A 26188-nucleotide genomic window follows, 5' to 3' on the forward strand; every position below is an offset into this window, starting at 1 on the left:
TGACGAATGAGTTAGAAGGAAAGGTTTAAACCGAACGTAATCGTGCGGGGTACGGGAACGGTGTTGACATCGGTGCGCTCAGGATCTGGACCTTCGAAGCTCTTGCTCTTGAACCAGATGACGTTCTCAGCCATTGCGTACAGACGCAGGCTCGTCAGACCAATTTTGTCCATCATAGCCCGTGGCAAGGTATACCCCAACTGGACATTACGAATCTTGAAATAAGACGTATTGACGTTGAAATAATCCGACGACCGGGTTTCGTTGTTTCCATCGGCCAGTGTCAGAGCCGGAATCCGGGAGGACGTGTTCTGCGGGGTCCAGGCATTGAATACGCCCGGTCCGATGTTGTCGCGACCCCGAATGAAATTGTTATAAAACGTGTAGGGGTCGAATCCAGTCCGACTGGCAACGCCTGAACCAAAAATCGAGAAGTCGAAATTTTTGTACCCCAGTTCAACCCGGAGACCGTATTCCAGACCCGGCAACGTGGTGCCAAAAAACTCCTGGTCCAGCGCGTCGATTTTACCATCGCCGTTCAAATCCCGATACCGAATTCGTCCCGGAGCGGCTCCCACCTGGGTAGCATGCTTGTTGACTTCTTCCTGATTCTGGAAGATACCATCCGTCCGGTAGCCAAACAGATCGAACTGCGAGTGACCCAGAATGGTCGTTACGGCGTTGCCCGCAAAAGCCGACCGGACTTCTTCGGGGAGAACCGTTATTTTATCCCGGAAGCGGGCGAAATTGGCCGATACATTGTACGTAAAGTTGCCTTTGGGTTTCCCGTAGTAGGTTAACAGCAGTTCAAATCCTTTATTCGTTTTGGTAGCACCGTTCACGAATTTGAGTTGCCCTTCGCCCACAGCCGACGCTACGGGAGGCTTGATAAGAATATCTTTGGTTTCGCGGGTGAAATAATCGAACGAGCCAACCAGACTCCCGTTCAAAAATCCAAAGTCCAGCCCTACGTTTATTTCATCAGTAGTTTCCCATTTGAGCGCCGTGTTTTCGCCCTGCGTCTGTACAAATCCAGACGGTAGGGTTCCGCTGTTCGATCCATTCAGGTCATAAGCCGTACCAACATTCCAGTATTGATCGAAAAAGCCGTCATGTCCGTTGGGAACCTGCGACGCCAGTGTACCATACCGGGGTTCAAACAGACCAAAACGAGCCAAATCGCCAATATCCTGATTCCCGATTCGGCCAACGCCAGCCCGAAGTTTCAGGTTAGAAATCAGCTTGACATCCCGCATGAACGCTTCTTTATCGATGCGCCAGCCAACCGAAGCCGCCGGGAAAAAGCCATACCGATTATCCTCCCCGAAGCGTGACGAACCATCCCTACGCAGGGTCAACGCAGCCAGATACCGGTCGCCGAAGCCATAGTCGATCCGGGCAAACTGCGACAGCAACCGACTTCCGGTCGATGAACCCGTACTACTGGCATTGCCCGAAGCCGCACTCAGCACGAAGAAATCTTCGGTTTGCACCGCAAAATTTTCCCGGTAGGAGTTCACATTATCCAGATTATCCTTGATGGCTTCGACACCCGCCAGCACATTGAACCGATGAGCCCCCAGGTCAAAATTATAGCGCAGGGTGTTGGTCCAGGTCAGGCTCAGGAATTTATTCGTGTTGAGGGTGAGGCTGTTGAGCGTACGGGCAATAAAACCGTTTTTGAAGGACTGCTCAATGTTTTTGTTCGCGTAATCGGCATTGTCCATCCCTAACGATGAGCGGAAAACCAGTCCGCGAATTGGCTCAATCTCGGTGAAGATATTCCCGAAAACGAATGTGCGGTTGATCTTATCCCACCGGTTGATGTACTGCATAAATACCGGGTTGTTCCGATCCGAATAACCCGACCCGATGGGACCGGCATACTCACCGGTTTTGGTGTAAACCGGAATAGTTGGGGCTAGGGTAACGGCCAATCCTGGCGTAGGGGCTCCACCCAGATCGGTCGTCACGGGCGTTTCGCGGGAAGAGGTCATCTGCACATTCGCCCCGAATTTGAATCGTCCGTCGAACAGGCTGGTGGCGGCATTGATACGTCCCGTGAGCCGTCGATAATCGGTGTATTGCACCATCCCCGAGTTGTTGAGGTAACTCAGGTTAATCAGTAACGATGATGCTTTAGTCCCTCCCGAAATGGTCAGGTCATTATTGGTGACGTAGCCGGTTTTATAAAGTTCTTTCTGCCAGTCGGTATCGCCTGCCGGTACGTTCTGATCACCACCCACATACGGCTGTACCGTTACTTTGTTAAGCTGTGGGTTTTTGAAATCCTTGTTCCAGTCGAAGGCGTAGATTTCGCCGTAGGCCGATGCCGGATCGACGCCATCATTGACCGATGCCTGCCAGAGCGCCCGGCCTCGGTCAACCGCGTTCAACATCTTGAAACGCTCCGATTTTTCGGACTGTGCCGAAATACTGGTGTTGAACTGAACATTCAGTTTCCCATTCGTATTGGCTCCGTTTTTGGTGGTTACAATGATGACCCCATTCGATGCCCTTGAGCCGTAAATAGAAGCCGACGACGCATCTTTCAGCACCTGAATGGACTGGATAGCGGTTGAGTTCAGGCTCTGGAACACAAAGGGACGCTTGGTTGGCACACCGTCGATAATGTAGAGTGGATCATTATTGCCGAGCGTATTGGCTCCCCGAATCAGGACGCGGCTGGCTTCGCCGGAAGGCGTTCCTGACTTCTCGATATACAATCCGGGGACGCGGCCCTGTAAAGCCTGCATGGGGTTACCGGAACTGGTATTTTTCGTGGCCGCGACTTCCACAACAGCTACCGCGCCGGTCAGGTCCTGCTTGCGTGCGGTTGTATACCCCAGCACAACCACCTCGGCTAACTGCCCACCTTCGCTTAGTAAAACCTTGACGTTGTTACTAGTGCTGATCGATACCTCCTGGGTTGCGTAGCCAATAAACGATACGGTGATACCCGTGGCACTTTGCGGTACGGAAATCGAGAATTTTCCGGTAGCATCGGATACCGTACCCGTTGTGGTACCAGGAACGATGATACTGGCACCGGGTAGCGGTTCCTTGTTCTTGGCGTCGAAAACGCCCCCCGTAATGGTTCGTTGCTGGGCCTGTACTAACGTTACTGTAAGGAGCAGGACGACCAGCGAAAACAGGTAATTTTTAAACTGCCTCATAAGGAATAAGTGGTTATAGGGATACGTATTTATTTGTTTGAAAAAAGAAAGGGTATTGTCGGCTTATTCCGCAGGAAGGTATTGGTGATCGTTGCTTCCGTGAATGCGGGCGTGGCCCCCTGCTGCATAGCGACATACGCGCCGGTAGCACAGGCAAACGCCAGCGCCTTTGGAGCGGGTTCGCCCTGCAAGGTTTTGTAGAGGAAAGCAGCCAGAAAGGCATCGCCACTGCCAATGGTGTCTTCAACCTCAACCGGAAAACCTTCCTGTCGAACAAACCCTGTAGCGTCCAGCAAGGCAGCGCCTTTTTCGCCCAGGGTTACACAGAGTGTTTTCAGGTTGTAGCGTTCATATAAGCCCTGCATAGCCTCTTTCAGGTCGGTATTTCCGTTGCCGTACCAGCCCGAGAGTTCAATGAGTTCATGTTCATTGAGCTTGGCGATGTCGGCTTGGTGTAATAGGTTCTCTACAGTGGGAGAATCATAATGGGGAGCGCGTAGGTTTACGTCGAATACTTTCAGGTTGGCTATGTCGAGCAGAACCAGCAGCGTTTCTTTGGTCATCGGGCTACGAGCGGCCAGACTACCATACACAAATACATCGCTTTTCTGAACAGCATCGATCAGGTTGGGTTCGAGGTGGATGTAGTCCCAGGCAACGGGCTGGACAATCTTGTAGGTCACCTCATTCGTATCGGAAATATTCGCTTTCGCCACGCCCGTCAAGTGCGTCTGCCCAATCTGAATCAGGTCCAGCGGCAGGTGCTTCTGATCAATAAACTGGAGCAGTTCGTGACCTAGCTCATCGCTCCCTACCCGGCTAATCATCTGCGCCTTCAGGCCAAAGTTGCGTAGGTCGGCGGCTACATTCATGGGAGCTCCACCGGGTTGTTTGCTGGTAGGCAGTACGTCCCAGAGAACTTCGCCGAAACAGGTTATGGTTGGTGTCATGGTCTGAGAAAGGTTAGTGAGCAAAAACAGTCCGTTCAATTTTTTCCAGGCTGGTGCCTTTGGTTTCAGGCATTAACCGCCAGACAAACAGGAGTTGCAGGACCATCATGAGGGCGAAGAAGAGAAAGGTGTTGCCTCCACCCACGTGCTCAGCCAGATACGGGAAGGTGAAGGTGATAATAGCCGCCATGAACCAGTGCGTAAAACTGCCCAGCGCCTGTCCACTGGCCCGTACTTCATTCGGGAAGATTTCAGAAATAAAGACCCAGATTACTGCCCCCTGGGAGAAGCCGAAGAAGGCGATATAGGCAAACAGAAGGAACGGTACAGTGGTCCCAAAATCCTGCACGTAGAAAGCCCGAGCCACCAGACCCAGTGTGATAATGAGTCCTACTGATCCGATTTTCATCAGTGTCCGACGGCCGTAGCGGTCAATCAGATTCATCGAAATCAGGGTGAAAACGAGGTTGATAAGCCCAATACCCGCCGACGAGAGCAGCGACGAGCTTTTGCCCAGACCCGTCATTTCGAAAATGCGGGGGGCGTAGTATATAATGGCGTTGATACCCGACACCTGATTGAAAACGGCAAACAGTACGGCCAACAGGATCGGTTTACTGTACTGCCCTGAGAATAAGCGGGCCGATGTGTCAGTGGGCGAGTGACTCCGCTTAATGGCATTGAAGGTCTGTTCGGCGGTATCGGCGTCAATCATCAGCAGTACCTTACGTGCCTGAGTCTCGTCGCCTTTCTTTAGCAGGAGCCAGCGCGGACTTTCAGGAATTGTCAGAACGGCCAGCAGAAAAAGCAGAGACGGTACCGCCTGAATACCTAACATCCACCGCCAGGGTTCACTCCCGACATCGGCCAGCAGGTAATTGGACAGGTAAGCGATCAGAATCCCAAATACCACGTTGAACTGGAATAAGCCTACCAGCCGCCCACGCGATTTAGCAGGCGAAATCTCCGTAATGTACATGGGAGCCGCTACCGATGAAGCTCCGACGCCCAAACCGCCTAGAAATCTAAAAATCAGAAAGATATGCCAGTTCGGTGACAGCGCCGTTCCTAATGAAGCTGCCAGGTATAAAAGGGCAATCCAGAACAGCGTTTTTTTGCGGCCCAGTTGTTCTGCGGGAATACCACCTGTCATGGAGCCGATGACCGTACCGATGAGGGCAATGGATACCGTTAAGCCATGCTCCCATACATCTAGATGCCATTGGGTTTGAAGTGCCTGCTCAACACCCGAGATAACGGCCGTGTCGAAGCCGAACAGAAAACCACCTAATGCAGCCGTTAAAGACCAGAAGAAAATACGTTGACTTTGACTCATACTTGTTTACATGGACCTGGTTTCGCTGGCAGTCCATGAAACAAACTTAGTCGGCGACTTTAGAGGAGAAGCTTAAGAAATTGTTCAAATACATTAAGAAATTGCACAATGCGCAACACGTTGGTTTGCAGGTAGTTGTGGATTTTCATCTAAGGTCGCCTTAACTTTTGTTACGTCAGGCTCCGGTTTTGATTCATTCGTAAACCTGTGTAATCTGACGAATAACAAGCCACCTCCTTCGTTTAGGCACTGATCTGATTCCGACGGTATTCTGACGGGGTTTTTCCGATATGCTGTTTAAAAAAAGTAGTGAAATAGGTCGGTGAGCTAAAGCCAGTTTCCTGGGCGATTTCGGCTACGTTTTTCGTAGTTTCCAGCAGAAGCTGTTTGGCCTTTTTTAGCCGGATTTCCGATAGAACGTCCATCACATTTTTATCCAATAGCGCTTGCACCTTCCGATACAGCTGCACACGCGACAGGCCCATTTCGCGGCTTAACTTTTCGACGCCAAAGGCAGGATCTCCGATGTGCGTTTCGATCAAGGCGGTCAGTTCGTTTAAAAATTTTCGTTCCTGCCTGTTTTCCGATTGTGGCAAGACATCTGACCCAAACCGTTGTTGCTGCTTTCGCCGATTGGCTAGCGTAGTCCGCAGGGTTTCCAGCAAGAAGGTCGTATCGAATGGTTTGGTGATGTAGACATCCGCTCCGGCGCGTGTTCCCTCGATGCGCTGTTCCATCTGGCGCTTGGCCGTCAGCATAATAACCGGAATGTGCGAGGTTCGCCAGTCGGTTTTGATCCGTTGGGTTAATTGCATACCGTTCATGCCCGGTAGCATAATATCGGTTAAGATAAGGTCTGGAATCGTTTCGAGAATTCGCTCCCAGCCCTGCTCCGCATTGGTTTCAGCGATAATGTCGAACTCTGCCCCCAGGCGATTCATAAGAAATGTGCGCAGGTCGTCATTATCCTCCACGACGACTATTGTGCCGGTATGCCGAGTGGGCTGCAAGGGTAAGGAATCCAGCTCACGGGCGTCTTCCGTTTCGACGAAGGATTGATGTCGACTGGTAGCACTGGAGCGTTCGGATGCCAATAGGTGTTCACTGCCCAACGGCAATGTAATCGTAAACACGGTACCGTGTCCTTTTTCCGAAGTGACACTGATGTCACCCCGATGCAGTTGAATAAATTCCATCGACAGAGCCAGACCGATCCCCTTCGACAGATTATAGGTTGGCATACCACTATAAAACAGGTCGAACGCATGCTCTAGCTCTTGGGGTGTCATGCCCTCTCCATTGTCAATCACTTGAATACGGACCTGCTGGTCAATGGTATCGATCCGAAGGTGAATGATACCGCCTTTGGGGGTATACTTAAAAGCATTCGACATCAGATTAAACAGGACCTTATCCAGTTTTTCGGTATCGAACCAAACCGGAAGCGCGGAAAGAGTCGTAATTAGTTGTAAATCAATTCGTGATTTTTCCGCCTTTCGACCAAAATCCGCGACAATGTCCCGAACGAAACCAATCAGGTCCTGTTCTGACGCGTGTAGCTGTTGTTTACCAGCATCCGTCTTGCGCAGGTCCAGCATCTGATCGACCAGCCGCAATAGCCGATACGCATTTTTCTGAACCAGCGACAGACTACTTCGAAGTTCGTGGGTGCCAACGGCCTTTTTCGCCATCAAGTCCTCCGTCGGAATCAGGATCAGACTGAGCGGGGTATTAAACTCATGCGAGATGTAGGAATAAAACCGTAGTTTTTCTTCAGTGGCGACCCTGGCTTGTTGTGAAATAACCTCAATTTGATTTTTTTGTGCCCTGATTTCTTCGTTTTGTTTTTCCAGCAGTTCATTCTGTCTGGCCAGTTTCAAATAGGCCACCTGTTTGGTCCGAAACAGATATAAAGCCCAGGTACCTAACAACAGAACGATCAGTAAGCTGACTAATGTGAGGTAGAGGGTGTTTTTCTGCGACGCATAGGTCCGGGTCAGCGTTTCGATATTCTGATTTTGCTTCTCAATATCGGCCTGCTGTTCAATTACTTTCTGATTCTGTAGTTTCATAATCCCCACATTCGACGAATCAATGAGGGTGATTGGTAACCGGTTTTCGCGCTGAAAGGACTGTTTTTTCAAAATCGCAACGGCTGTTCGGATAGCTTCCTTACCACCGGTTGGGTACAATACCGTTGCCGTAAGCATACCGCGATCAACCAGGTCGATGCCTTCATTTTTGCCAGGCAATCCATCGACACCAATGATTTGTATCCGTCGGTCTACGCCCAGGCGTCGGCATACGTCATAGGCTTTTAGCGCTGTGCGGTCGTTCTGGGCAAAAATGAGCTGTATATCAGGATTCGACTTGATAAGCCCCGTTAACTCGTTTGTAAAGGAACGCTTATCCCAGTCGCCATCTAGTTTTTTCACTAACTGTAAAGCCGGATGTGCGTTCAGGATTTCCGCAAAACCACGTTGCCGATCAATATCAGCTGAGGAGCCTGGCGATTCGCCAATCTCCACCAATTTCCCCCTGCCTTTCAGTAAGGAGTTTGCATACTGACCCGCTGTTCGGCCTACCTCAACATTGTCGGCGCCAACATAAGCCGTATACTGGTCGGACGCCGTCCGTCGGTCAACAATAATAACCGGAATGCCTAATTGGTAAGCTCGTTCAGCAATTGGGGTAACTGGTTGAGCAGCGTTGGGGGAAATAATTAACAGATCAACCTGTTGATCAATCAATTCCTGAATTTGTTTAACCTGTTTGTCACTCTGTCCTTCCGCATCTTTAACGACAAATTCGATTTCCGGATTAAATGCCAGTTCCTGCTTCATGCTGACCAGCATCGACTTGCGCCAGTTATCGGCCAGCGTCCGCTGGGAAAAACCAATGCGATACGTTTTATCTGGCGAGGACTGACAGCCACTAAAAAGTAGAAATATCGCCCACCATAAGCAACCAGCGATTACCTTATCTAACGGAAACCGTTTGCACGGCGAAAAGGCTGAAATGAGTTTGAGCGAACAGTTCATTAAAAAGTACTATGGTATAGATCAAAGATAATCTATCCTTTATTAAATAAATAAGTGGGGCAAATAAATGATAAATAGGAACCAGCGAATTAACTAATGGAATTCCGTTTTATAGTCGGCTTTATAGCGCTTCATTTTGCCAATCCATCAGCCAACTAGTATGCCTATCGCCTGGCCGGATTTGACAAAGACTGGATCAATACAACCTATACCAATCGAACGGCTACGTATACCAACCTGAATTCGGGAACCTATCAGTTTGTCGTCAAAGTGGCCAACAACGCCGGACAGTGGAGTTCCCAACTAGCCCAACTGACCATCACTATATTGCCTCCTCCCTGAAGAACCGGTTGGGCGATTGGCTTGTATATTCTGCTGTTCAAGTTTATTCGCTACGTGCTAAGCCAGAGCTGCAAACGGCAGTAACTGCTCAATGACCAGCAGGAAAGGGATCACCTTCAGAAACTGGAGCAGGCAAAACTTCATTTTTTCACCGATGCCTCTCACGAATTTCGGACGCCACTTTCCCTGATCGTCGGTCCGATTGAAGAGTTAAGAAATGAGCAGGAGCTACCGCTTCCGGTGAGGGTAATAGTAGTCCGTTTCCTTTAGGAGTTCTCAATTCTCTTCAAACGCTCCCAACTGAGACGAGGGGTATCAATAATTGGGGCCATTTTCGACCGGTCTGCTGACGTAGTGAAAAGAGCCTTTTAAGCGCTTTAAACTCGCTAAAAAATATACGACCCAGTTCTCTCTGCACAATGGTTGGCCGCTTTTCCTTTTTCGATTTTGTCTCTAACTATTTAGGGCGATAAGACAGCCATCCTATCAATTGACAAGCTCGACGTTATTAAAAGCCAGTTATTTTGCCCGGGCTACGTACCAAGATTACCGTAAACCTGTGAATAGGGGTAGCACATGAAGCGGAGAAGTCAACTTTCATTCGCTTGCCATTCGATGAACGTTCAGGCCATTGTCGTTAAGTTTTACGTAATCCGACGGCCTGATGCCAATTAGTTTATAAAACGTAGTACTGAACGTCGGCACACTATTATAACCGACCAGCGCGGCTATCTCCTTTACCGATGTATGATTATCCAGCAGCAATTCCAAAGCAAGCAGCATACGCTGAATAGTCAGGTATTGAATAAAAGACAGGCCCAAATCCTGACGAAAAAGCCTGGATAAACTACGCTCACTAAAGCCGAAACGGCGTGCAAGATCAGGAAACGTAAGAGGCTCCTGTAAATTATTGCCCATATAGTCAATGATGTCACTCAGCCGTTTATCCTTGGCATAGGGCAGTGCGAGCGGCAGATTATAACTACTGATTTCGGGTAAAACAGCTTTGATTGCCCTAGCAAACAGGCTCCAGTTCCCATTCGTTTGATCTACATCGCCACTCCACCTGTTACTGAAAATGATCATCTGAAAAAGCAGATCATTGACGGGATAAATACCGGCTTCAAAATAAAAAGCCGGATCGTCCTCCTCTAAAGGAAAATAGAGATTGCGCATGATAACTTCCGGCGAACTGGCATGGATGCTATGCGCTATACCTGGCGGAATCCACATGTAATGCCTGGCAGGTAGAAAAAAGGTTTTACCTGGTATCGCCACGTGTACAATACCCCCTTCCGTATATAAAAACTGGGCTTTCCGGTGCGTATGGGGCGGAATGTCGTTTTCTCCCATCCGCTCGTGCATACAATAAACGGTATCGGCGTACTTATCTACTTCGGTAAGGTAATAGGGAGCAGGAGGAACCACTGGCGCAAATTGATAAATGTTTGACCTTATTCGATATTCAGACCATTTACAAAGATCAGACCTTTGTCATGGTTTTGCAAATACACAAATCATCCAATTTTAATGGAGCCTGAAAGATTAAAAAACTATTTTACCATAAATAAAGTACAAAAATTAGCAGTGATGCGATTGCCTGTTCACAGCGCCGATATCGGTTATGTTCCTTCCCGTCATTTCGTCTTTTGTCTGGTATCGACCTATCTGGTTTGCTTCACGCTGAAATGCGCCCAGGCGCAGCCGCCGAAGGTGAACCGGTTGTCGCTCCAGCAAGCTCTGGCCCTATCCGTAACGGCTAACAAGACGATTGAAAAAGCGCGCATTGAAACGGATATCGCCGAGGAAGATGTCCGGGAAAAGCAGGAATTGAAACTGCCTGAAATCGACTTCCATAGCGCATACGCACAGATTACGAACCTGACTGAGTTTCGCCACGGGCTTGGCGATAAAGTGATTACGCATACCATTCCGGTTATTGCCGATGTCACAACCGCCACCAAGATGCCCTTGTATAGTGGTGGGCGCATCAAACACACGATTCTTAGAGCAGAACAGGCACAGGAAGTAGCCGGAATGAACCTGGGAAAAACCATCAATGACGTCCGAATCGACGTAATCGGGATTTTCTTACGCATTTATAAAATGATGGAACTCCAGAAGCTGATTCTGGAAAACATAAACGAAGAACAGGATCGCCTGAAGGAAGTGAAAGCGTTCAAAGCACACGGTACGGTTACTAAAAATGAGGTGCTTCGTGCGGAGTTGCAACTGTCCGACATGCAGCTGACGCTGATGACCAATAAGAGAAATATTGCCATCGGAGCCCACGATCTGCAAACGATCCTGCAACTGGATGAAAACGAAGCCCTTGAAATAGACACAACTGGTCTCCTCGCTACTCCGCTCAACGTGTTGAGTCAGGAAGCGTATGCTCAGGCATCCCTGAAAAAAGAGGAAATCCGCATGGCGCAACAGGAGGAAGCCATTCGGCAGACTGAACGGAAGATCGTCAAAGGGAATTACTACCCCACCATCAATTTATTTGCGGCTTACGCCTTCAACTACCCCAACTACATGTTTTTCCCGCCCGACCCATACCTGTACACGCTGGGCAGGGTCGGGATTGAAGCAACGTTCAACATCTCCAGCCTGTATAAAAATAAAACCCGGATGCACCTGGCCGACAAGCGGATACAGCAACAGCAGGTCCAGACAGAAATAGTTAAAAATGCAGTTTCGGATGACGTTTTCAGGAAGTACATGCAACTGGAAGACATCCGGGACAAAATAGCCGTCACCGAAAAAGCCTCGTCTCAGGCAAGCGAAAATTACCGGATTGTCCGGGTAAAATACCTGAACCAACTGGCCCTGATCACCGAGATGATCGACGCCGACAATGCGCTGCTGCAAGCCAGGTTCAACGCGGTTTCCGCCCGGATCGACGCCGTGATGAAGCTATACGAACTGAACCATGCTTCGGGCCTACTATAAATCATTCTGGGAAACCAATCAGCCATTACCATGAGCGTACAAAAGACAACTGCCCAGCACGGCACTTTCCATAATCTGGTTACCATTTTTGCCACTCTGATCGCCCTGGGTGGTCTAGTCCTGGGCATCTGGTTTTTTATTTTTCATAGTACCCACGAAGAAACGAACGATGCTCAGGTCGAGCAATACGTTACCCCCATTCTGACCCGGATAACCGGCTATATCAAGGAAGTACGGTATACAGAAAACCAATTTGTACACAAAGGCGATACGCTTGTTGTGATCGACAACCGGGAATACAAAACCCATCTGGACATGGCAGCCGCCGACATCGAAAGCGCCAGACGAACTGTAACCGTGACCCGAAAAAATGTGAATACCGTTAACAGCAACATCGCCATAAAGCAGGCGCAACTGGAAGCGGCCCGGACACAGGTATGGAAAACCCAGCAAGAATATAACCGATACGTTGCGCTACTGAAGGAAGAAGCCGCCACCGAGCAGCAGGTAGAGCAGATGAAAGCCAACTATGAAGCCGCCAAAGCCCAGGAACAGGAAATCCAGAACGCCATCCATGCCACCGAAGTCAGTACATCGGAAGCACTGGCCAAAGTACCAACGGCGCAATCCATGATTCAACTGAAACAGGCAGCGGTCGATAATGCCCAGCTCTTTTTGTCCTATACCGTACTTGTGGCTCCTTACGACGGCTGGGTGGGCAAAAAAACAATCCAGCCTGGGCAACTGGTCAAAGAAGGGCAGACGCTGCTTTCGATAGTGAGTAAGGAAAAATGGATCACGGCTAATTTCAAGGAAACACAGATCGGCGACATCGTTGTTGGGCAACCCGTAACGTTTAAAGCCGATGCGTTTGGCGACCGGGTGTTTACGGGTATTGTCGATTCATTTTCCCCGGCAAGCGGAGCGCGGTTTTCGCTTTTGCCGCCCGACAATGCCACTGGAAATTTTGTAAAAATCGAGCAGCGCATCCCGGTTCGGATTCGGCTGACGGATAACGAACCGCTGGTTGCCTATTTAAGAGCGGGGATGAACGTTACGGTCATCACAGAGCATAAACGCTAATCGAATGAACAACCACAGCGTATTCAAGCCCTGGGTACCCGACTGGCTCATTAAGGCTACTCTCATCATCTGCATGCTTCATTCGATGGTGTTGCTGGGGCTTTACACGTCCAACGTTACCTACTCGGCCAGCTTTCTGGATGTGGAAGCAGAAGACCTTCAGTACGCCATGAGCATCACCTACGGGACATTCCTGGCAACGATCATGATTGAAAGTCGGATTTTCAAGTATTTTCCGACACGGACTTATTTTGTTGCCATTTATCTGGGTGCAGCGTTCACGTTCATTGCCTCTGCTTACACGCATGATTTTATTCCCTTCATCATACTCCGGGTAATCGAAGGGGTGCTGATGGCCTTACCCTGGATTCCCCTCAGAACACTGCTCCTGTCGAGATTTACGTCCAGAAATGCGACGATCATCGTCTTTTCCTGCTCTTACGGGATGCTGCTCATGGCTTCACCGTTCATCATGAACATTGCGGTGTGGCTACTGGAAAACTACGACTGGACCTATATGACCTACGGTTCCGCCTTTTTTCAGTTCCTGTGTGCAACACTGGTCTTGCTTACGTTCAACGGGCATTGGGTCCATCGAAAAACGCCTTTGTACCAGATCGACTGGGCTAGTTTTGTACTGGTTCATGCGGCTATTCTGTCCGGGGCATTCGTGCTGGTCTACGGAGAGAAAAAATACTGGTTCGAGTCTACCCAAATCGTACTGGCGATGATCTGCTTTTGTACAACAGGTTTCTTCTTTATGATACGGCAGTTGCTGGTGAAGCGCCCTTGCTTCGACATGCATGTGTTCAGGTACCCTAATTTACAGACTGGGTTTGTACTTTTTATCCTGTTCTATATTTCCAGATCGACACTCAACATTTGCCATGCTACCATGAGCAAAGTCTGGAACTGGGAACCCATTTTTTTAGCCAATGTGCAGTTTATCAACGTACTGGGAAACGTAATTGGGCTATTTATTGCCGGCGTATTGATGGCAAAGCAAACGGCTACCCGGTATATTTTCATACTGGGATTCAGCTTAATGGCCGTCCATCATTTATGGTTTACGTTTTTGTTCGTACCCGACGTATCACTCTACGACATAACTCCGCCTTATTTGCTACAGGGCGTGGCGGTGGGCATTTTATTTGTGCCGCTAGTGTTGTTTACGGTTTCATCGGTACCAAAGTCAATGGCCCCTTTTTCGGGGACAGCAGGCGTTAGCGGCCGTTTCTGGGGAAATACGCTGGGCTTTTGCCTGATGCAGAATCTACAAGTTTTTTTTCAGCAAAAACACGTCAGTAAATTACAACAGTTTGTCGTGCCCGAAAGCCCCGAAACCCAGGCCCGGCTGGCCCAGTCAGCGCAAAGCTATATGGTCAAGGGGTTTTCATCAGGTGAGGCCGACCGGCTTGCCCTGCAACAGGTTTTCAAGGCGGTGTCCCGGCAGGCACTCCTTTTGTCGAATATGGAGATTTTTACGTTTGTGGGCTACGGCCTGCTCATGGTTGTCCTATTGATTGCGGTTAACCAGCATTTAAAACAAACGTTCGATATTCTAAAAAATCGGATGTGGGGAACGTAAGGGGTAGGGAAACTGAACGTGAATTATTCGGAGTGACACCGTTATAGAAATGGGTCTTCTACCTGTTGACGCGCAGGTAAAAGACCCATTTTGATTTATTTAACCGACGCTTTACCTGGATTTACCCTGATCACCCGCAACGCGTCTATCATTGCCTGGTTGACGGTGCCGTTCATATTTTGGTCATACGGTTCGTAGCGTATCGTAACCTGGTTTGCGCCTTTTTCGAGTCTGACCACGATGGCATTACTGTACCCCCAGTCACTCCATTGATCGAGGCCCCGCTGCGGCATTACCAGCGGGCCAGCTGTTTTACCATTGACCAGCAGGTTTCGTATCGCACAGCGGTTATCCGTGTTGATCGGGCCGTTGCCATTGGCGTATCGGACGTCGATGGCATACGTTCCCGTTTCTGAAACCGTGACCGTGAACGAAAGCGATGTGTTTTTATCAGTACTGATCTCGACGAACCCTTTTCCCGAAAAGCCTTTGTAGGTATAGGGGGCTACCTCAGCGACCTGCTCGGCTTCGATTCGGTGGGTCAGGGCAGGTTCTCCCACGCTGAGGGGTTCCGACGCAAAGGACTCCAGCCCCTGACTATCGATGGCAATAACCTGGTATTCTGCGTAATCGCCGACAGGTACGGCAAGTTTGGTTTGCCTGGTCTGAAGAAGCTGACGCCCGTTTTTGAGTACCCGATAATTGACAGCCCCGTTGACGGGCTTCCAGCTCAGTGTATTCCGTTGGTACGAAACATCCGGTGTTGCCGGACTAAATACCACGGCGACCCGATGAACGGAGGACGGAGCGGCTGGTTTGTTGGCCAGCTTAATCTGTATCTTGTGATTGCCCTTTAAGGTAGCCGGTACGTAGGGTTTGGTAGCTTTTCCGTCCAACAGGAACGATTCGATCTGGTTGCCGAAACCATCCATCTCTACGTCCAGTACGGCATCCCGATAGTGAAAATTGGTTAAGCTACGTTTACCCTGCAACGCCTGGGGTACAAACGGAGCAAACAGGATGCCGTCGGTTTGAAGGTGTATGCCAAATAGAACATGGTGTACCACACTGATATTTCCCGACAGACTCCAGAGCATGTTGCTGGAATTGATCTGCGTACTGGCAAAATCGCCGTTCTGGGCCACAAAATTCTCCTTGTTAGTCAGAAAGAGAGCTGCTGGCCGATAAATCGACGCGATGCTTTCCAGGACTGACGCTTCGTTGCCGACCTTGGCAGAAGCCCACAGCCAGTAGGTTTGCACAAACGGCCAAATTCCATTGTTGTGATAAGGGGGAATGGATGGAATTTGAGGATAGATACAGGGAATGCCATAAGGCGTAGTCGGCGTTCGGGACACGATCTGAGCCTGCTGGCGGGTATCGGCAATGCCAAACAAAACGCACAGGGCTTCCCCCAATGCTTCGGATCGTGGGGAGAGCGATTTGAAGAGTCTTCCGTAGCGATATTGCCCGTAGTACCCTTTCTCAGGCATCCAGAAATACTGGTTGATAGCTTCCTTCAGTTTCTGGGCGAACCGGGTGTACTGAGCGGCTACCGAAGCATCACCCAGCAACGTAGCCATTTGGGCCAGTACCTGGTTGGCCTGGTAGAATACGGCATTCGTACCCAGATTTTCGGACTCGTAAATATCGACCGGTTGCATCCAGAGCGGGTAGGTTTGTTCGCGCCAATCCAAAAACGAAGATTCGCCCCGCATCAGCCCCGTTTTCGGGTCAAGCGCGATGAGCCGGTCATCGGCCATTGTGTTGTTCGCAATCTCATAAGCCTGCGCCAGCCACGCCTTATCGCCAGTCACCTTGTACACCTCAAAAGCCGCGATGACCCAAATGATACGGTCCGTCGAGCAGGGATAGGAACCGCCCGTTCCCGTATCCTGAATGATCCGTTTGTTCTTGTTTACTTTACGTAGCAGACTGTACATCGCAACTTTTGGCTGCATGTGGGCCATTGACAGGATAATGCTATAGCTGATATCGCGCGTCCAGACACCGGCCCACTCCTTGCCCGTCCGGAACGTACTGTCGGCTTCAATGGCCCGCTGCATTTCCTCCAGGCTTAAATTATAAAGAGCATCAGCAATGAGGAAAGGCGACTGAACGCGGGGGGCCGCCGATAGGTCCCGCGAAAGTTTCCAGGAAGAAGCTGTTTGTTTCTCATCCTGTTGCCGATTCATGTTCAGCGTTAGCTCGTAAATACCGTCACCATCTTTATCGACCAGTTCGGATGTCCTGGCGTATTTGGTGGACAGGTTATCGAAATCCCAGCTCAGTGGCGCGGTCCCGCCCGCTACGTAAACTCCTTTAAAGTCAGACTGGTAAATCTTATCGCCGTTGTAAGTCGTGTAATATCCCTGCGTTTTCAACTGGTGAAGTACCTGCCGCATATCCAGCCGAAAGGTAAGCGTCGTTCCTGGCTTCAGATACGTATTGGCTGGTATCGGAGTGGGGTCAACGAACTGCTTGCCAAACGACAGGATGGGCGTCTCGCAGCTACCCGCGCTGCCAAGACACACAAAACTGTGATCGACCCCAGATTTCATCTCATTGTCTTTGCCATTAATGCTGAATTTGAACGTAACACGGGGACTTACAAACTCATTGGCCGAGCTTTTGTAGTCAGACTTAATTTCAGTGGCCGAGCGGGCCTGTGCCGTAAATTCACCCTGCTGCACTCGGTCAGGATAGAGCGTGTACTGGCTTGACTGGTAAATCGGCCTGGTGGGTACTTGCTGTCCAGAAGCTGGGCACAGACTCAGCGCGCAGAGGCTCAGGTTAAGACCGATGAGAGACTTGTTCATAAGAGTGATTAGTAGGTAATGACAACCATGTCCCAGTAGTGAAGCGAAGGAAGTGTGAAGGTCACTCGCTGCCCGGTTTGATGGAATGGAATGGATTGGCTGCGGCCTCCTTGCCAGTCGGGCGAAGCAAACCAGATATGCTTGACCGCTTTTGGCGCGGTAAACACCAAGTCAAGTTTATCGATACGATCAGGTTTCGGCTTTGTGCCTTCCGCGTCTCGCCAGTCCAGCGTTTTTGTATTGGTAAAATTGAGTAAATGCAGGATTTGCTGATTTTTCATTTCTTTCCCCAGTACGGCTAACTGCCCTGCCTGCGATGGCCAGTTGGCCAGAGAAATCTGTGGGTTAGCCGAGAGAAGCGCTGGTTTGTTGAAGGTGCCCCCATCCCGAAGCAGGTTTTGATACGCCACCAGAAAATCATAATACCGAATCAGGCTCGTCTTCAACTCATCGCTCATCGCTAGATTGGCATTCGGAAAGTACTCCTTGCCCAGCATGTGCTCGCCCAACTCCAGGTGGGAACCCCCAAAGGCGAAAATCACCGCATCGGTCAGCAGCACCCCCGCCGGGTTGAAATAACCCGGCTGTTCAGCGGCCTTGTAGTCCATGTAAGCCGCCAGCACCGTGCGCTTGCTGCCATTCCCGAAGGCATCGTTATCCTGAATGATGCGGCCCAGGTCTTCGTAGCGCTCGTTGGGGCTCCAGACTTCGGTGTACAGAAAATCGACGGGCGAGTGGGCAATGCTAGCCTGCTGGCCATACTGATTGACCGCGTTCATGACCAGCCGCTTGTCGGGATGAGCTGCTTTCATACTCTGAATAAACGGACCAAATGAACCCGCTACGTTGAGGGGCTGACCGGAGTAGCTGTATTTAGTGCCCCAGTCCCCTAACTGATCAATATGGAAGCCATCGAAACTATACACCGAATACATATCCGAATTTCGAGCGGCCAGATACTGTTGCCAATTTGTATTGGCTGGGTCCATCAGGTAGATTGGGCTTTTGAGAAAACTCCCGATATCGAGCACCGTTCTTTTCACATGCGATTGATCATCGTACATAGACCACTCTGTCTTCACGCCATCGGCTTCCGCATCCCGCAAGGCTCCGTAAGCCAGGTTATACGAGAGAGCAAACATTGCTTTTTGGTGCGCCCGCTTAATGTAACCGTCTACGGTTGCTTTTGAGGTAGGTCGGTTAGCAATATCGAACCAACTGGTCGCAGGCATAGATACCATACCAGCCAGTGGTTTGTGGTGTTTTTCAGCCCAATCGTAAAACTGAAGACCGTTCATGTGATACCGGGTCAGGGTGGCCATTACTCCATCCATGTCCGCTTCCTGTAACGGGCCGAACTTAGACAAAAACCCATATCGGGGAAATCGGCTCCAATCCGAGGAAACATCGACGGCAACCGTACCATATAGTTTCTCCTGCCCACTTTCCTGGCCGTAAACTTCAACCATGTACCCCGTAAAATCGGTACCTGGCGCTTTCCAGCTCCAGGTGTTTCCCGTAATGGCAGCTTCATCAACTACGCTGGTTAATTGTTTGTAGCGTACTCTGGCCGTAGGGGGCACGTTACCATCTACAGTGAACTGGATCGTTTCCGTCGGTTTATAGACCGCTTTGTCCGTTCTGATATTCAGATAACTCGTTGATATCGTCTGTCCAGGCGTCGTAGTACCCGTATTGTCAATAACTGGCTCTTTACTACAACTCCAGAGTAGTAGCCCCATGACGCCACAAAAGCTCCCTTTCAACCATGTATTGATTTGCATTGTAAAGCAGGATTTAGACTAAACTGGTCAACGAGCTAGCCTGATCCGACTAGCTCGTTGACCAGTTTACGCGGTTATTGTTTGACAATGGAAATCGTCAGTTCCTTGATATTGAGCGATACTTTGTAACTGCCAGCGGTGGATATGACCCATTTGGTATCGGGGTCGCCCGCTCGTAACTGTACGCCGGTTTCAGTCAGGGCAGGATGGTTAACGAGTGGCCGGTAAAATTTTGTCCCCCAGTCGCCAGTTGCCACCGGAATCTTAAACTCACCAGCAGACAGATTTCCGGAGTATGTAAAAAGATTCGGGTTTCCGGGGTCCTGCACCATCGGCGTCGGTTTATCAATATTCCAACCGGCAGGCGTGGCATCGCCTACCATCCACAAGGCGTCGTATAATGCGACAACCGGTGAATACGTTGTTATCGAAAGCGGAACGGCGTTGGAATAAAAAACGGGCACCGAGCCGTCTGGTGTGGCCGTCACCAACCGAAATTCCAGGTCCGTAGCCGCGCCGGGCAGCAACGTACCCAGGAATTTGTTTAGCGCACCCACCGTGAAGGTGTAGCGCGAAGAGTCTTGGCCGATCAACTGGTAAGCCTTGTTTGCAAAATTATTTCCTTTTCGATCCCACTCGATAAAATACGTTACCTTTCCTTCCATATGACTCACGGCGGCTGGCGTCCAGCTAAAACTAACGGCGGGTTTGGCTGCGTTGGCCTGACTCAGCGTCAGTTGAGCCGTTGAAGCGGTCAGGATTGGCGTGGCTGTAACCTGTGGTGCAACTTCGTTCGTAGTGCAGGAAACGGCTTGCAGGGCTACAAGCCCAATCAGGAAGCCAATTATAACCTTAAGGCCATAGCCTGAATTTGACCAATAAAACGTTTTCATAACAATTAGTAACCAGGGTTTTGGGTTAAATTCGGATTGGCGTCGATCTCCTGCTGAGGTATTGGGTAAAGCAGATGCTTGGTAGCCGCGTTACTTTTACCGATAGAATGAAGAAAATCCAACGCATACTGACCGTTGTTGACTCGGATCAGGTCGAACCAGCGGTGGCCTTCAAAAGCCAGCTCCATCCGGCGTTCGTGCAGGATTTTATCACGCAGGGCTGCCTGCGATAAACCCTGTACATTGGGTAGACCCACCCGTTTACGAACCCGGTTGAGCGGCCCGCCACTGTTACTATCCGTTGCCGGGGCCTGCGCTTCCGTGGTCTTACCCAGTTCATTGAGTGCTTCGGCCTGCATCAGGAGTACATCCGAAAAGCGGAGTACTGGGAAATTAGCCGGACTCGTATTGTAGGCTGGCGAAATCGATTTAGGTACTAGGAATTTACGTAAGTTATAGCCCGTCAGGGAGTACGATTTTTTGTAAGCTGCGCCGTCGAAAGTAGGGCCTCCTTCGTAAAAAACGGTCATATCTTTGCGAAGGTCTCCGGCCTCATATGCGTTTACAAATTCCTGCGTTGGCTGGTCCCAGCCGTAGCCTCCTGCCACAAAATCCGCATTTCGGGGACCAGTAAAGGCGCTGATCCAGGAAGCCTGGTTAAAGTCTGATCCAAAAAAATCGTACGTCGTTGCTCCACTATACTGCACCTCGAAAAGGGATTCCGGCGTGTTTTTTTTCTGAGCCGTAAAGTTATCCGCGTAACTGGCGTTCAGGGCGTACCCCATCGAAATTACCTGCTGACACAGATCTGCCGTTTTCTGATAATTTCCCAGCACGAGATATACCTTCGCCAGCAAACCAGTAGCGGCTCCTTTGGAAACCCGACCCAGATCACTAGCCGAATACGTAGTGTGGAGAGGAAGCTGATCAATGGCTTCTGTTAAGTCCTTAATAATTTGTGCATATACATCCGCTTTTGGCGTACGCTTTACTTTCAGGTCATCGCCCACGACCTGGGGAGATAAGATAAGGGGAACGTCGCCAAACAACTGGACCAGAAGGAAATAGTAGTGAGCCCGCAGGAACTTAGCTTCGCCCAGTACCCGGTTTTTCAACGTTTCGTCCATGCTAATAGACGGGACACGTTGCAGAACGATATTGCATTGAAGAATACCCGGTGCGGGTCCCCGGTACAAATCCAGAACACCCGCATTATTGGTGGCTGTCACAAAGTTGGCCTGATCCTGCGTTTCAATCCCATCAGTGCCGCCACCGGCCCCCACCACGCTGTTACCGGCCATAATGTCGGTTGCCCATACGCGTAGGTTATAGAGTTTAGGCCGTTGCAGGGGTTGGTAAGCTGCGTTAACCGCATTTACAGCGTCCGTTGCTGTTTGATAGTAATTAGCGGTATTGACCGAATCCAGGGGTGCTTTTTCGAGAAAGTCTTCTTTACAACTGGTGGCCGCAAGTAGTAGGCTAAGTGCAACCAGATAATTTTTGATCGTCATTATGTTCTGTCTTTAAAATGAGAGATTCAGGCCTGCACTGATGGTTCTGGTCACCGGATAGACGCTGTAGTCAATGCCATTTGAGGGCACTTCCGGGTCGAAACCCGAATAACGGGTGAACGTCAATAAATTCTGACAGGAAGCATAGAGCCGGGCAGAACTGAGCTTAATCCGCTGGGTAAGTGTTTTGGGTATCGTGTAGCCCAGCGTCACATTTTTAATTCGCAGATAGGAGCCGTCTTCAACAAATCGATTTGAAATTCTGGCGTTTTTATTGGGGTCATTAAAAATAGCCCTCGGCATGGTGTTGCTCGTGCCGGGACCCGTCCAGCGGCCCAGTACGGCGGTAGTCTGGTTTTGGGCTACAGCCATGCTTTGCTGGTAAACGTTGTTGGCATTGAAAATGTCGTTACCATAAACCCCCTGGAGGAAAACAGTCAGGTCAAACCCTTTATAGGTGATGTTGTTGGTCAACGCATAGATGAACTTGGGGTTTGGATTGCCAATAATGGCCCGGTCGTTGTCATTGATGATGCCATCGTTATTCAGGTCTTTAAAACGAATATCTCCCGGCGAGGTGCGGTTATATACATCAGCGCCCGGAACCTGGCTGGCGTGAGCTTCAACGTCGTACTGCGTTTGAAAAACACCCTGGGTTACAAAGCCGTAAAACGAATTGATTGGACTGCCAACGGTGTTGGTCGATATGAATCCGTTAAGTCCGATGCTACCGCCATACAGGGGTGTGTTATCGCTAAGAGCGACCAGTTTATTCCGATTGAGCGAGAAATTGGCGTTTGTGGTCCAGACTAGCTTACCAGTTGTGTTCCGAGAAAACACACTCAGCTCGATCCCGTTATTTTTGACCTCACCTGCGTTGATATAGGGAGCCGCCCCTGAATAGCCGGTAGAAATCGGTAACGTTACGGGTACCAGCATTCCTGACGTATTTTTCAAATAGCCATCAACCGTCACCGTAATCCGGTTGTTGAGAAACGTAGCGTCGATACCCACATTGGATTGCTGAACGGTTTCCCAGCGCACGTTTGGATTGGCCGCGTTGAGCGCAATCTGAGCTGGTACAACTTTTCCGTTGAAGTTATACACGGCTGAGGTCAGCACGGAAGCAAAGGAATAGTTGCCAATGTTCTGATTGCCCGTTACGCCATAACCTGCACGAAGTTTCAAGTCATTTAACCAGCGGCTATTTTTTAAAAACGGCTCATCCGACAATCGCCAGGCCACCGATACCGAAGGAAAGGTTCCCCACTTATTGTTAGTTCCAAACCGGGAAGAACCGTCCCGGCGCACTGTTGCAGTAACCAGATAGCGATCCTTGAACGCGTAATTGCCCCGGAGCATGTACGATAAAAGCGCCCATTGAGATCCATTGCCGCTCAAGGCAATCTGGGTTGTTCCATTACTGAGTTGCTGAGTCAGATCACTGGCAAAGTTGCTGATGTTGCCCGCAATGAAATTGAATGAATTCTGTTGTGCACTCGAACCAGCCAGCAGGGTTACATGATGATCGCCCCCAAGCAGTCGGTCGTAGGTTAACAGGTTATCCCAGTTTGTGGTAATGTTTTTATTATATCCTTCGGCCAGATAGGAATTGGGCTGAGGAATGGGCTGGTAATTGTATTTGGGGGACCAGGTTCGGGTATTCCAGAATTGGGCCTGGATACCGCCCGTTGACCGGAATGTAAAGTCACGAAGGAACTTAATTTCGGCGTAAAGCGATCCGAGAATATTATAGCCCATCGTATTGTTTTGAACCAGTGTGGCCTGAGCAATCGGGTTGGTCACGTCGCCCACCCATTGGGGTTGCCCAACCGGCCCCGCATAGCTCCCATCGGCATTGTAGATAGGTAAGGCCGGGTTTGCCGCCATTGCATTCCGCACATCGTAAGAACCGCTGGGCTTTTCATCATGATTCAACGTCAGATTATTGCCGAATTTAAGCCAGCTGAACACTCGGTTGTTGGTGTTGAACTGAATGGCGTACCGTTTGTAGGCCGTGTTGATGATAATACCCTGCTGATTCAGCATACTGCCCGATACGTAGTAGTCAGATTTATCGGTACCGCCCGAATAGGCCAGGCTATAGTTTTGGATAGGCCCCGTTCTGAACAAGGCTTTCAGCCAATCCGTACCGGCTCCAAAGCTAGCGGCATCGCCATAAGCTGGATTGGTAGCCTGGTTATTGTTACGTAGCAGTTCATTGTTGAGCGCCACAAACTGCGAAGCATTCAATAAAGGAACCATCGAGTTTGCCTGTTGAACGCCCGCAAACGTATTGAACGTAAGATGTCCCTGACCCGCAGCCCCTTTTTTCGTGGTGATCAGCACAACGCCATTGGCTCCGCGTGAGCCGTAGATCGCCGAAGCCGAAGCATCCTTCAATACGTCAATGGAAGCAATGTCGTCGGGATTCAGCGTATTTAGTGGTATATCAGTCGGAACACCATCGATTACCAGCAGTGGATCGCTGTTGTTGATGGTTCCTACTCCGCGTACCCGCAGGGTTACGTTACTACCCGGCGCACCCGGAGAAATTACCTGCACACCAGCGGCTTTTCCCTGGATTGCCTGCCCTGCATCGGGAACGGGTTGATTGGCAATGTCCTTGCTGGTGATAGAGGCTACGGAGCCGGTAACATCGCGTTTTTTTTGCGTGCCATACCCCACTACAACCACTTCATTGAGCGATTTGACATCATTCTGTAGTTGAACGTTAAAAACGGTCTGGTTACCTACTGTCAACTCCTGTGCCTGATAGCCGACAAACGAAACGACCAGTATGGCCGACCGATCCGGCACTGCCAGCCGAAACGCGCCACTTACATCCGTTGTTGTGCCCCGGTTGGTTCCTTTTATAGCAATGCTGGCTCCCGGTATCGCGTCTCCCTTTTCGTCAGTTACTTTTCCACTGATGTTGATCTCTTCGGGTTGGGCAATTGACGGTTCGCCCGAAAACTCACCGGAGGAACTTACGGATAGTTCTCTATTGGTGGTAAAGGGAACGGAACCGGGGGTTTCGTTATGGCTAACCTCCTTACTAAGAACAATATAATCGCCCGACACAAGATAGCGAATGTGTAACGGACGGAGTAACTTTTCCAGTACGTCACTTAATCGCTGGTTACGGGCTACCAGGCTCACTTTGTGTTTTCCGACCAGTGAACGGACGTAGGAAAAACGGACGTTTGCTGATTGCTCTAAATTGGTAAGCACCACCCCTAACTCCTGCTGTTCGGCCTGAACAGTTACGGACCGGTTCAGCCAATCCTGCGCTAACCCATCCCGACCATACACAATACTTGTAAGCAGGATAATCAGCATTAGAGGCATACTCGTTTTCATAAGCAGCTCAATTTGTTTGCATTTAGTACTACATTTTTTCATAAATTACCCACGGTTTTTTGCAATTAGAAAACAAAACCCTCCCTGGTTCCTTGATAAAGGAACTATCGTTTGTCAGACCATAGCAGGGAGTTACTTACAAGTCGCCAGGTTGGATCACAATTGCTTGGAACCCTTTGTGATCGGTAGCCTGGCGACTTTTTTTAGGAAGAACAGTTTTTTCGCATCCAGTCAATAGCGGTTAAGGTTACATTGAAAAATTAACTAATTAGTCACATCCTTGTCCGGAAACCAGAATCTGAGTTCCCTGAATCTTGTACGTGGCGCCAATCGTCAGGCAGACAACATCAAGTTTGGTGAAAAACGGTTTGCCATCCAGCGAAACGTTCAGCAGGCAGTTTTTTAACGTAGTCGAATCATAGCGTATGGTAATTCCATACGTTTGTTCCAATTGCGCAAATACCTTAGCCACGGGCGTATCATGATATTGAAAGCTAATGGCCTGATTATCTGATCCAATAATGCCTGGTTCGGGGGAAATGGCTGGCGTTAGCTGATTTTTTTTAGCCTGGAACGTTACCTGCTGATTTGGCGTCAAGACAACCTGTTTAGCCGACTGCTGATTCTTCATCGAGTAAACAGCAACTCGACCGGAACGGACAACGACCGAGCCATTTTCAGGACTTGTTTTTACGCTGAACTGGGTGCCAATAACCCGGGTGACTAGCCCGTTCGCGTAGACTAAAAACGGATGAGACGGATTTTTTGTCACCTCAAAAAAGGCTTCCCCCTTTAAAAACACCTCTCGCGAAGGCGATTTGTTCATCTGGGTAGAATAGCTGACCCGGCTGGTTGGGGTCAGCACAATTCGGCTCCCATCGGGTAAATTGATCCGTTGGTCGGTTGCCTGTGTATTGATAATCTCATTCAGGGCGATGGGCGACTGAGCGGTTAAAGCCGCATAGGTATAGGGATTGTCTGTTTCCAGCGTTTGGTTGACAACCCATCCGATACCAATCAAAAGAAGTAGTGCGGCCGCAATTTGCCATCTGTTCCAGCGGCTGCTTAGCCAGGTAGTCCTCCAATTCTGCTGGGGTGATTTACTGGCCAAGACCCGTTGAATCCCCTGCTCTACGTCCGCTTCGGTAAAATATGCTTGCTGCTGAAAGAACAGTATCCAGGTTCGGGCTTCTTCCAGATCTGGCTTTTTGTCGGGATACTTGTCAAGAAGCTCCCGCCATTGTGATACACTGGCTGGCGCTCCAGACTTGATCCATTGCTGAAAATCGTCATCTGTCAGAAAATCCTCAAGCTTATAATCCTTATATGATTTCATGACAGATCACC

At 49.7% G+C, this 26188-nt stretch carries 16 protein-coding genes; 5 read left to right on the plus strand and 11 right to left on the minus strand.

The features are described 5' to 3' along the window. Positions 1 to 11: 11 nt before the first annotated feature. From B153_RS0113785 to B153_RS0113800, 4 genes are all read right to left on the minus strand, one after another. The gene (locus B153_RS0113785; protein ID WP_020597310.1) at positions 12 to 3176 is read right to left on the minus strand and encodes a SusC/RagA family TonB-linked outer membrane protein; all 3165 of its coding nucleotides are present in this window, start codon (positions 3174 to 3176) and stop codon (positions 12 to 14) included. Positions 3177 to 3205: 29 nt separating this feature from the next. Then, positions 3206 to 4126, minus strand: coding sequence for a carbohydrate kinase family protein (locus tag B153_RS0113790; protein ID WP_020597311.1), 921 nt, complete (start codon positions 4124 to 4126; stop codon positions 3206 to 3208). Positions 4127 to 4139: 13 nt separating this feature from the next. Continuing rightward, positions 4140 to 5462 carry a sugar porter family MFS transporter gene (locus B153_RS0113795; protein ID WP_020597312.1) on the minus strand — a complete coding sequence of 441 codons (1323 nt, stop codon included), beginning with the start codon at positions 5460 to 5462 and terminating at the stop codon, positions 4140 to 4142. A gap of 242 nt (positions 5463 to 5704) precedes the next feature. Then, the gene (locus B153_RS0113800; RefSeq protein ID WP_020597313.1) at positions 5705 to 8503 is read right to left on the minus strand and encodes a hybrid sensor histidine kinase/response regulator transcription factor; all 2799 of its coding nucleotides are present in this window, start codon (positions 8501 to 8503) and stop codon (positions 5705 to 5707) included. A 171-nt stretch (positions 8504 to 8674) separates the two neighbouring features. On the opposite strand from B153_RS0113800, the gene B153_RS38865 reads away from it, so the two are divergent. After that, complete coding sequence (locus B153_RS38865; RefSeq protein ID WP_083928202.1) at positions 8675 to 8845, plus strand: triple tyrosine motif-containing protein; 171 nt, start codon at positions 8675 to 8677, stop codon at positions 8843 to 8845. Positions 8846 to 8968: 123 nt separating this feature from the next. Next, complete coding sequence (locus tag B153_RS38870; protein WP_425423148.1) at positions 8969 to 9115, plus strand: histidine kinase dimerization/phospho-acceptor domain-containing protein; 147 nt, start codon at positions 8969 to 8971, stop codon at positions 9113 to 9115. 327 nt (positions 9116 to 9442) lie between these two features. On the opposite strand, the gene B153_RS0113810 is transcribed toward B153_RS38870, so the two are convergent. Continuing rightward, positions 9443 to 10273 (minus strand): AraC family transcriptional regulator, encoded by an 831-nt coding sequence (locus B153_RS0113810; protein ID WP_020597314.1) that lies wholly within the window; start codon positions 10271 to 10273, stop codon positions 9443 to 9445. Between the two features lie 162 nt (positions 10274 to 10435). Between B153_RS0113810 and B153_RS0113815 the strand changes: the two genes are divergently transcribed. The 3 genes from B153_RS0113815 to B153_RS0113825 are packed head-to-tail and all read left to right on the plus strand — an operon-like array spanning position 10436 to position 14471. Next, positions 10436 to 11800 carry a TolC family protein gene (locus B153_RS0113815; protein ID WP_169518481.1) on the plus strand — a complete coding sequence of 455 codons (1365 nt, stop codon included), beginning with the start codon at positions 10436 to 10438 and terminating at the stop codon, positions 11798 to 11800. A 30-nt stretch (positions 11801 to 11830) separates the two neighbouring features. Further along, entirely contained in the window at positions 11831 to 12883 is a 1053-nt protein-coding gene (locus tag B153_RS0113820; protein ID WP_020597316.1) for an HlyD family secretion protein, read from the plus strand. A 4-nt stretch (positions 12884 to 12887) separates the two neighbouring features. Next, entirely contained in the window at positions 12888 to 14471 is a 1584-nt protein-coding gene (locus B153_RS0113825; protein ID WP_020597317.1) for an MFS transporter, read from the plus strand. Between the two features lie 95 nt (positions 14472 to 14566). On the opposite strand, the gene B153_RS0113830 is transcribed toward B153_RS0113825, so the two are convergent. The 6 genes from B153_RS0113830 to B153_RS0113855 form a co-directional block, all read right to left on the minus strand. Beyond that, on the minus strand, positions 14567 to 17290 hold the full coding sequence (locus B153_RS0113830) for an alpha-L-rhamnosidase-related protein (RefSeq protein WP_020597318.1): 2724 nt from the start codon (positions 17288 to 17290) through the stop codon (positions 14567 to 14569). An 8-nt stretch (positions 17291 to 17298) separates the two neighbouring features. After that, positions 17299 to 19074 carry an endo-dextranase gene (locus tag B153_RS0113835; protein ID WP_157634684.1) on the minus strand — a complete coding sequence of 592 codons (1776 nt, stop codon included), beginning with the start codon at positions 19072 to 19074 and terminating at the stop codon, positions 17299 to 17301. A 74-nt stretch (positions 19075 to 19148) separates the two neighbouring features. After that, a complete protein-coding gene (locus B153_RS36650) occupies positions 19149 to 19967 on the minus strand; it encodes a SusE domain-containing protein (protein ID WP_020597320.1) in 819 nt (272 codons plus the stop codon). A gap of 5 nt (positions 19968 to 19972) precedes the next feature. Next, entirely contained in the window at positions 19973 to 21478 is a 1506-nt protein-coding gene (locus tag B153_RS0113845; protein ID WP_020597321.1) for a RagB/SusD family nutrient uptake outer membrane protein, read from the minus strand. A gap of 12 nt (positions 21479 to 21490) precedes the next feature. After that, positions 21491 to 24841 (minus strand): SusC/RagA family TonB-linked outer membrane protein, encoded by a 3351-nt coding sequence (locus B153_RS0113850; RefSeq protein ID WP_211221677.1) that lies wholly within the window; start codon positions 24839 to 24841, stop codon positions 21491 to 21493. 268 nt (positions 24842 to 25109) lie between these two features. After that, the gene (locus B153_RS0113855; protein WP_020597323.1) at positions 25110 to 26177 is read right to left on the minus strand and encodes a FecR family protein; all 1068 of its coding nucleotides are present in this window, start codon (positions 26175 to 26177) and stop codon (positions 25110 to 25112) included. Between the last annotated feature and the right edge of the window lie 11 nt (positions 26178 to 26188).

The organism is Spirosoma panaciterrae DSM 21099 (assembly GCF_000374025.1).
Lineage (GTDB): Bacteria > Bacteroidota > Bacteroidia > Cytophagales > Spirosomataceae > Spirosoma > Spirosoma panaciterrae.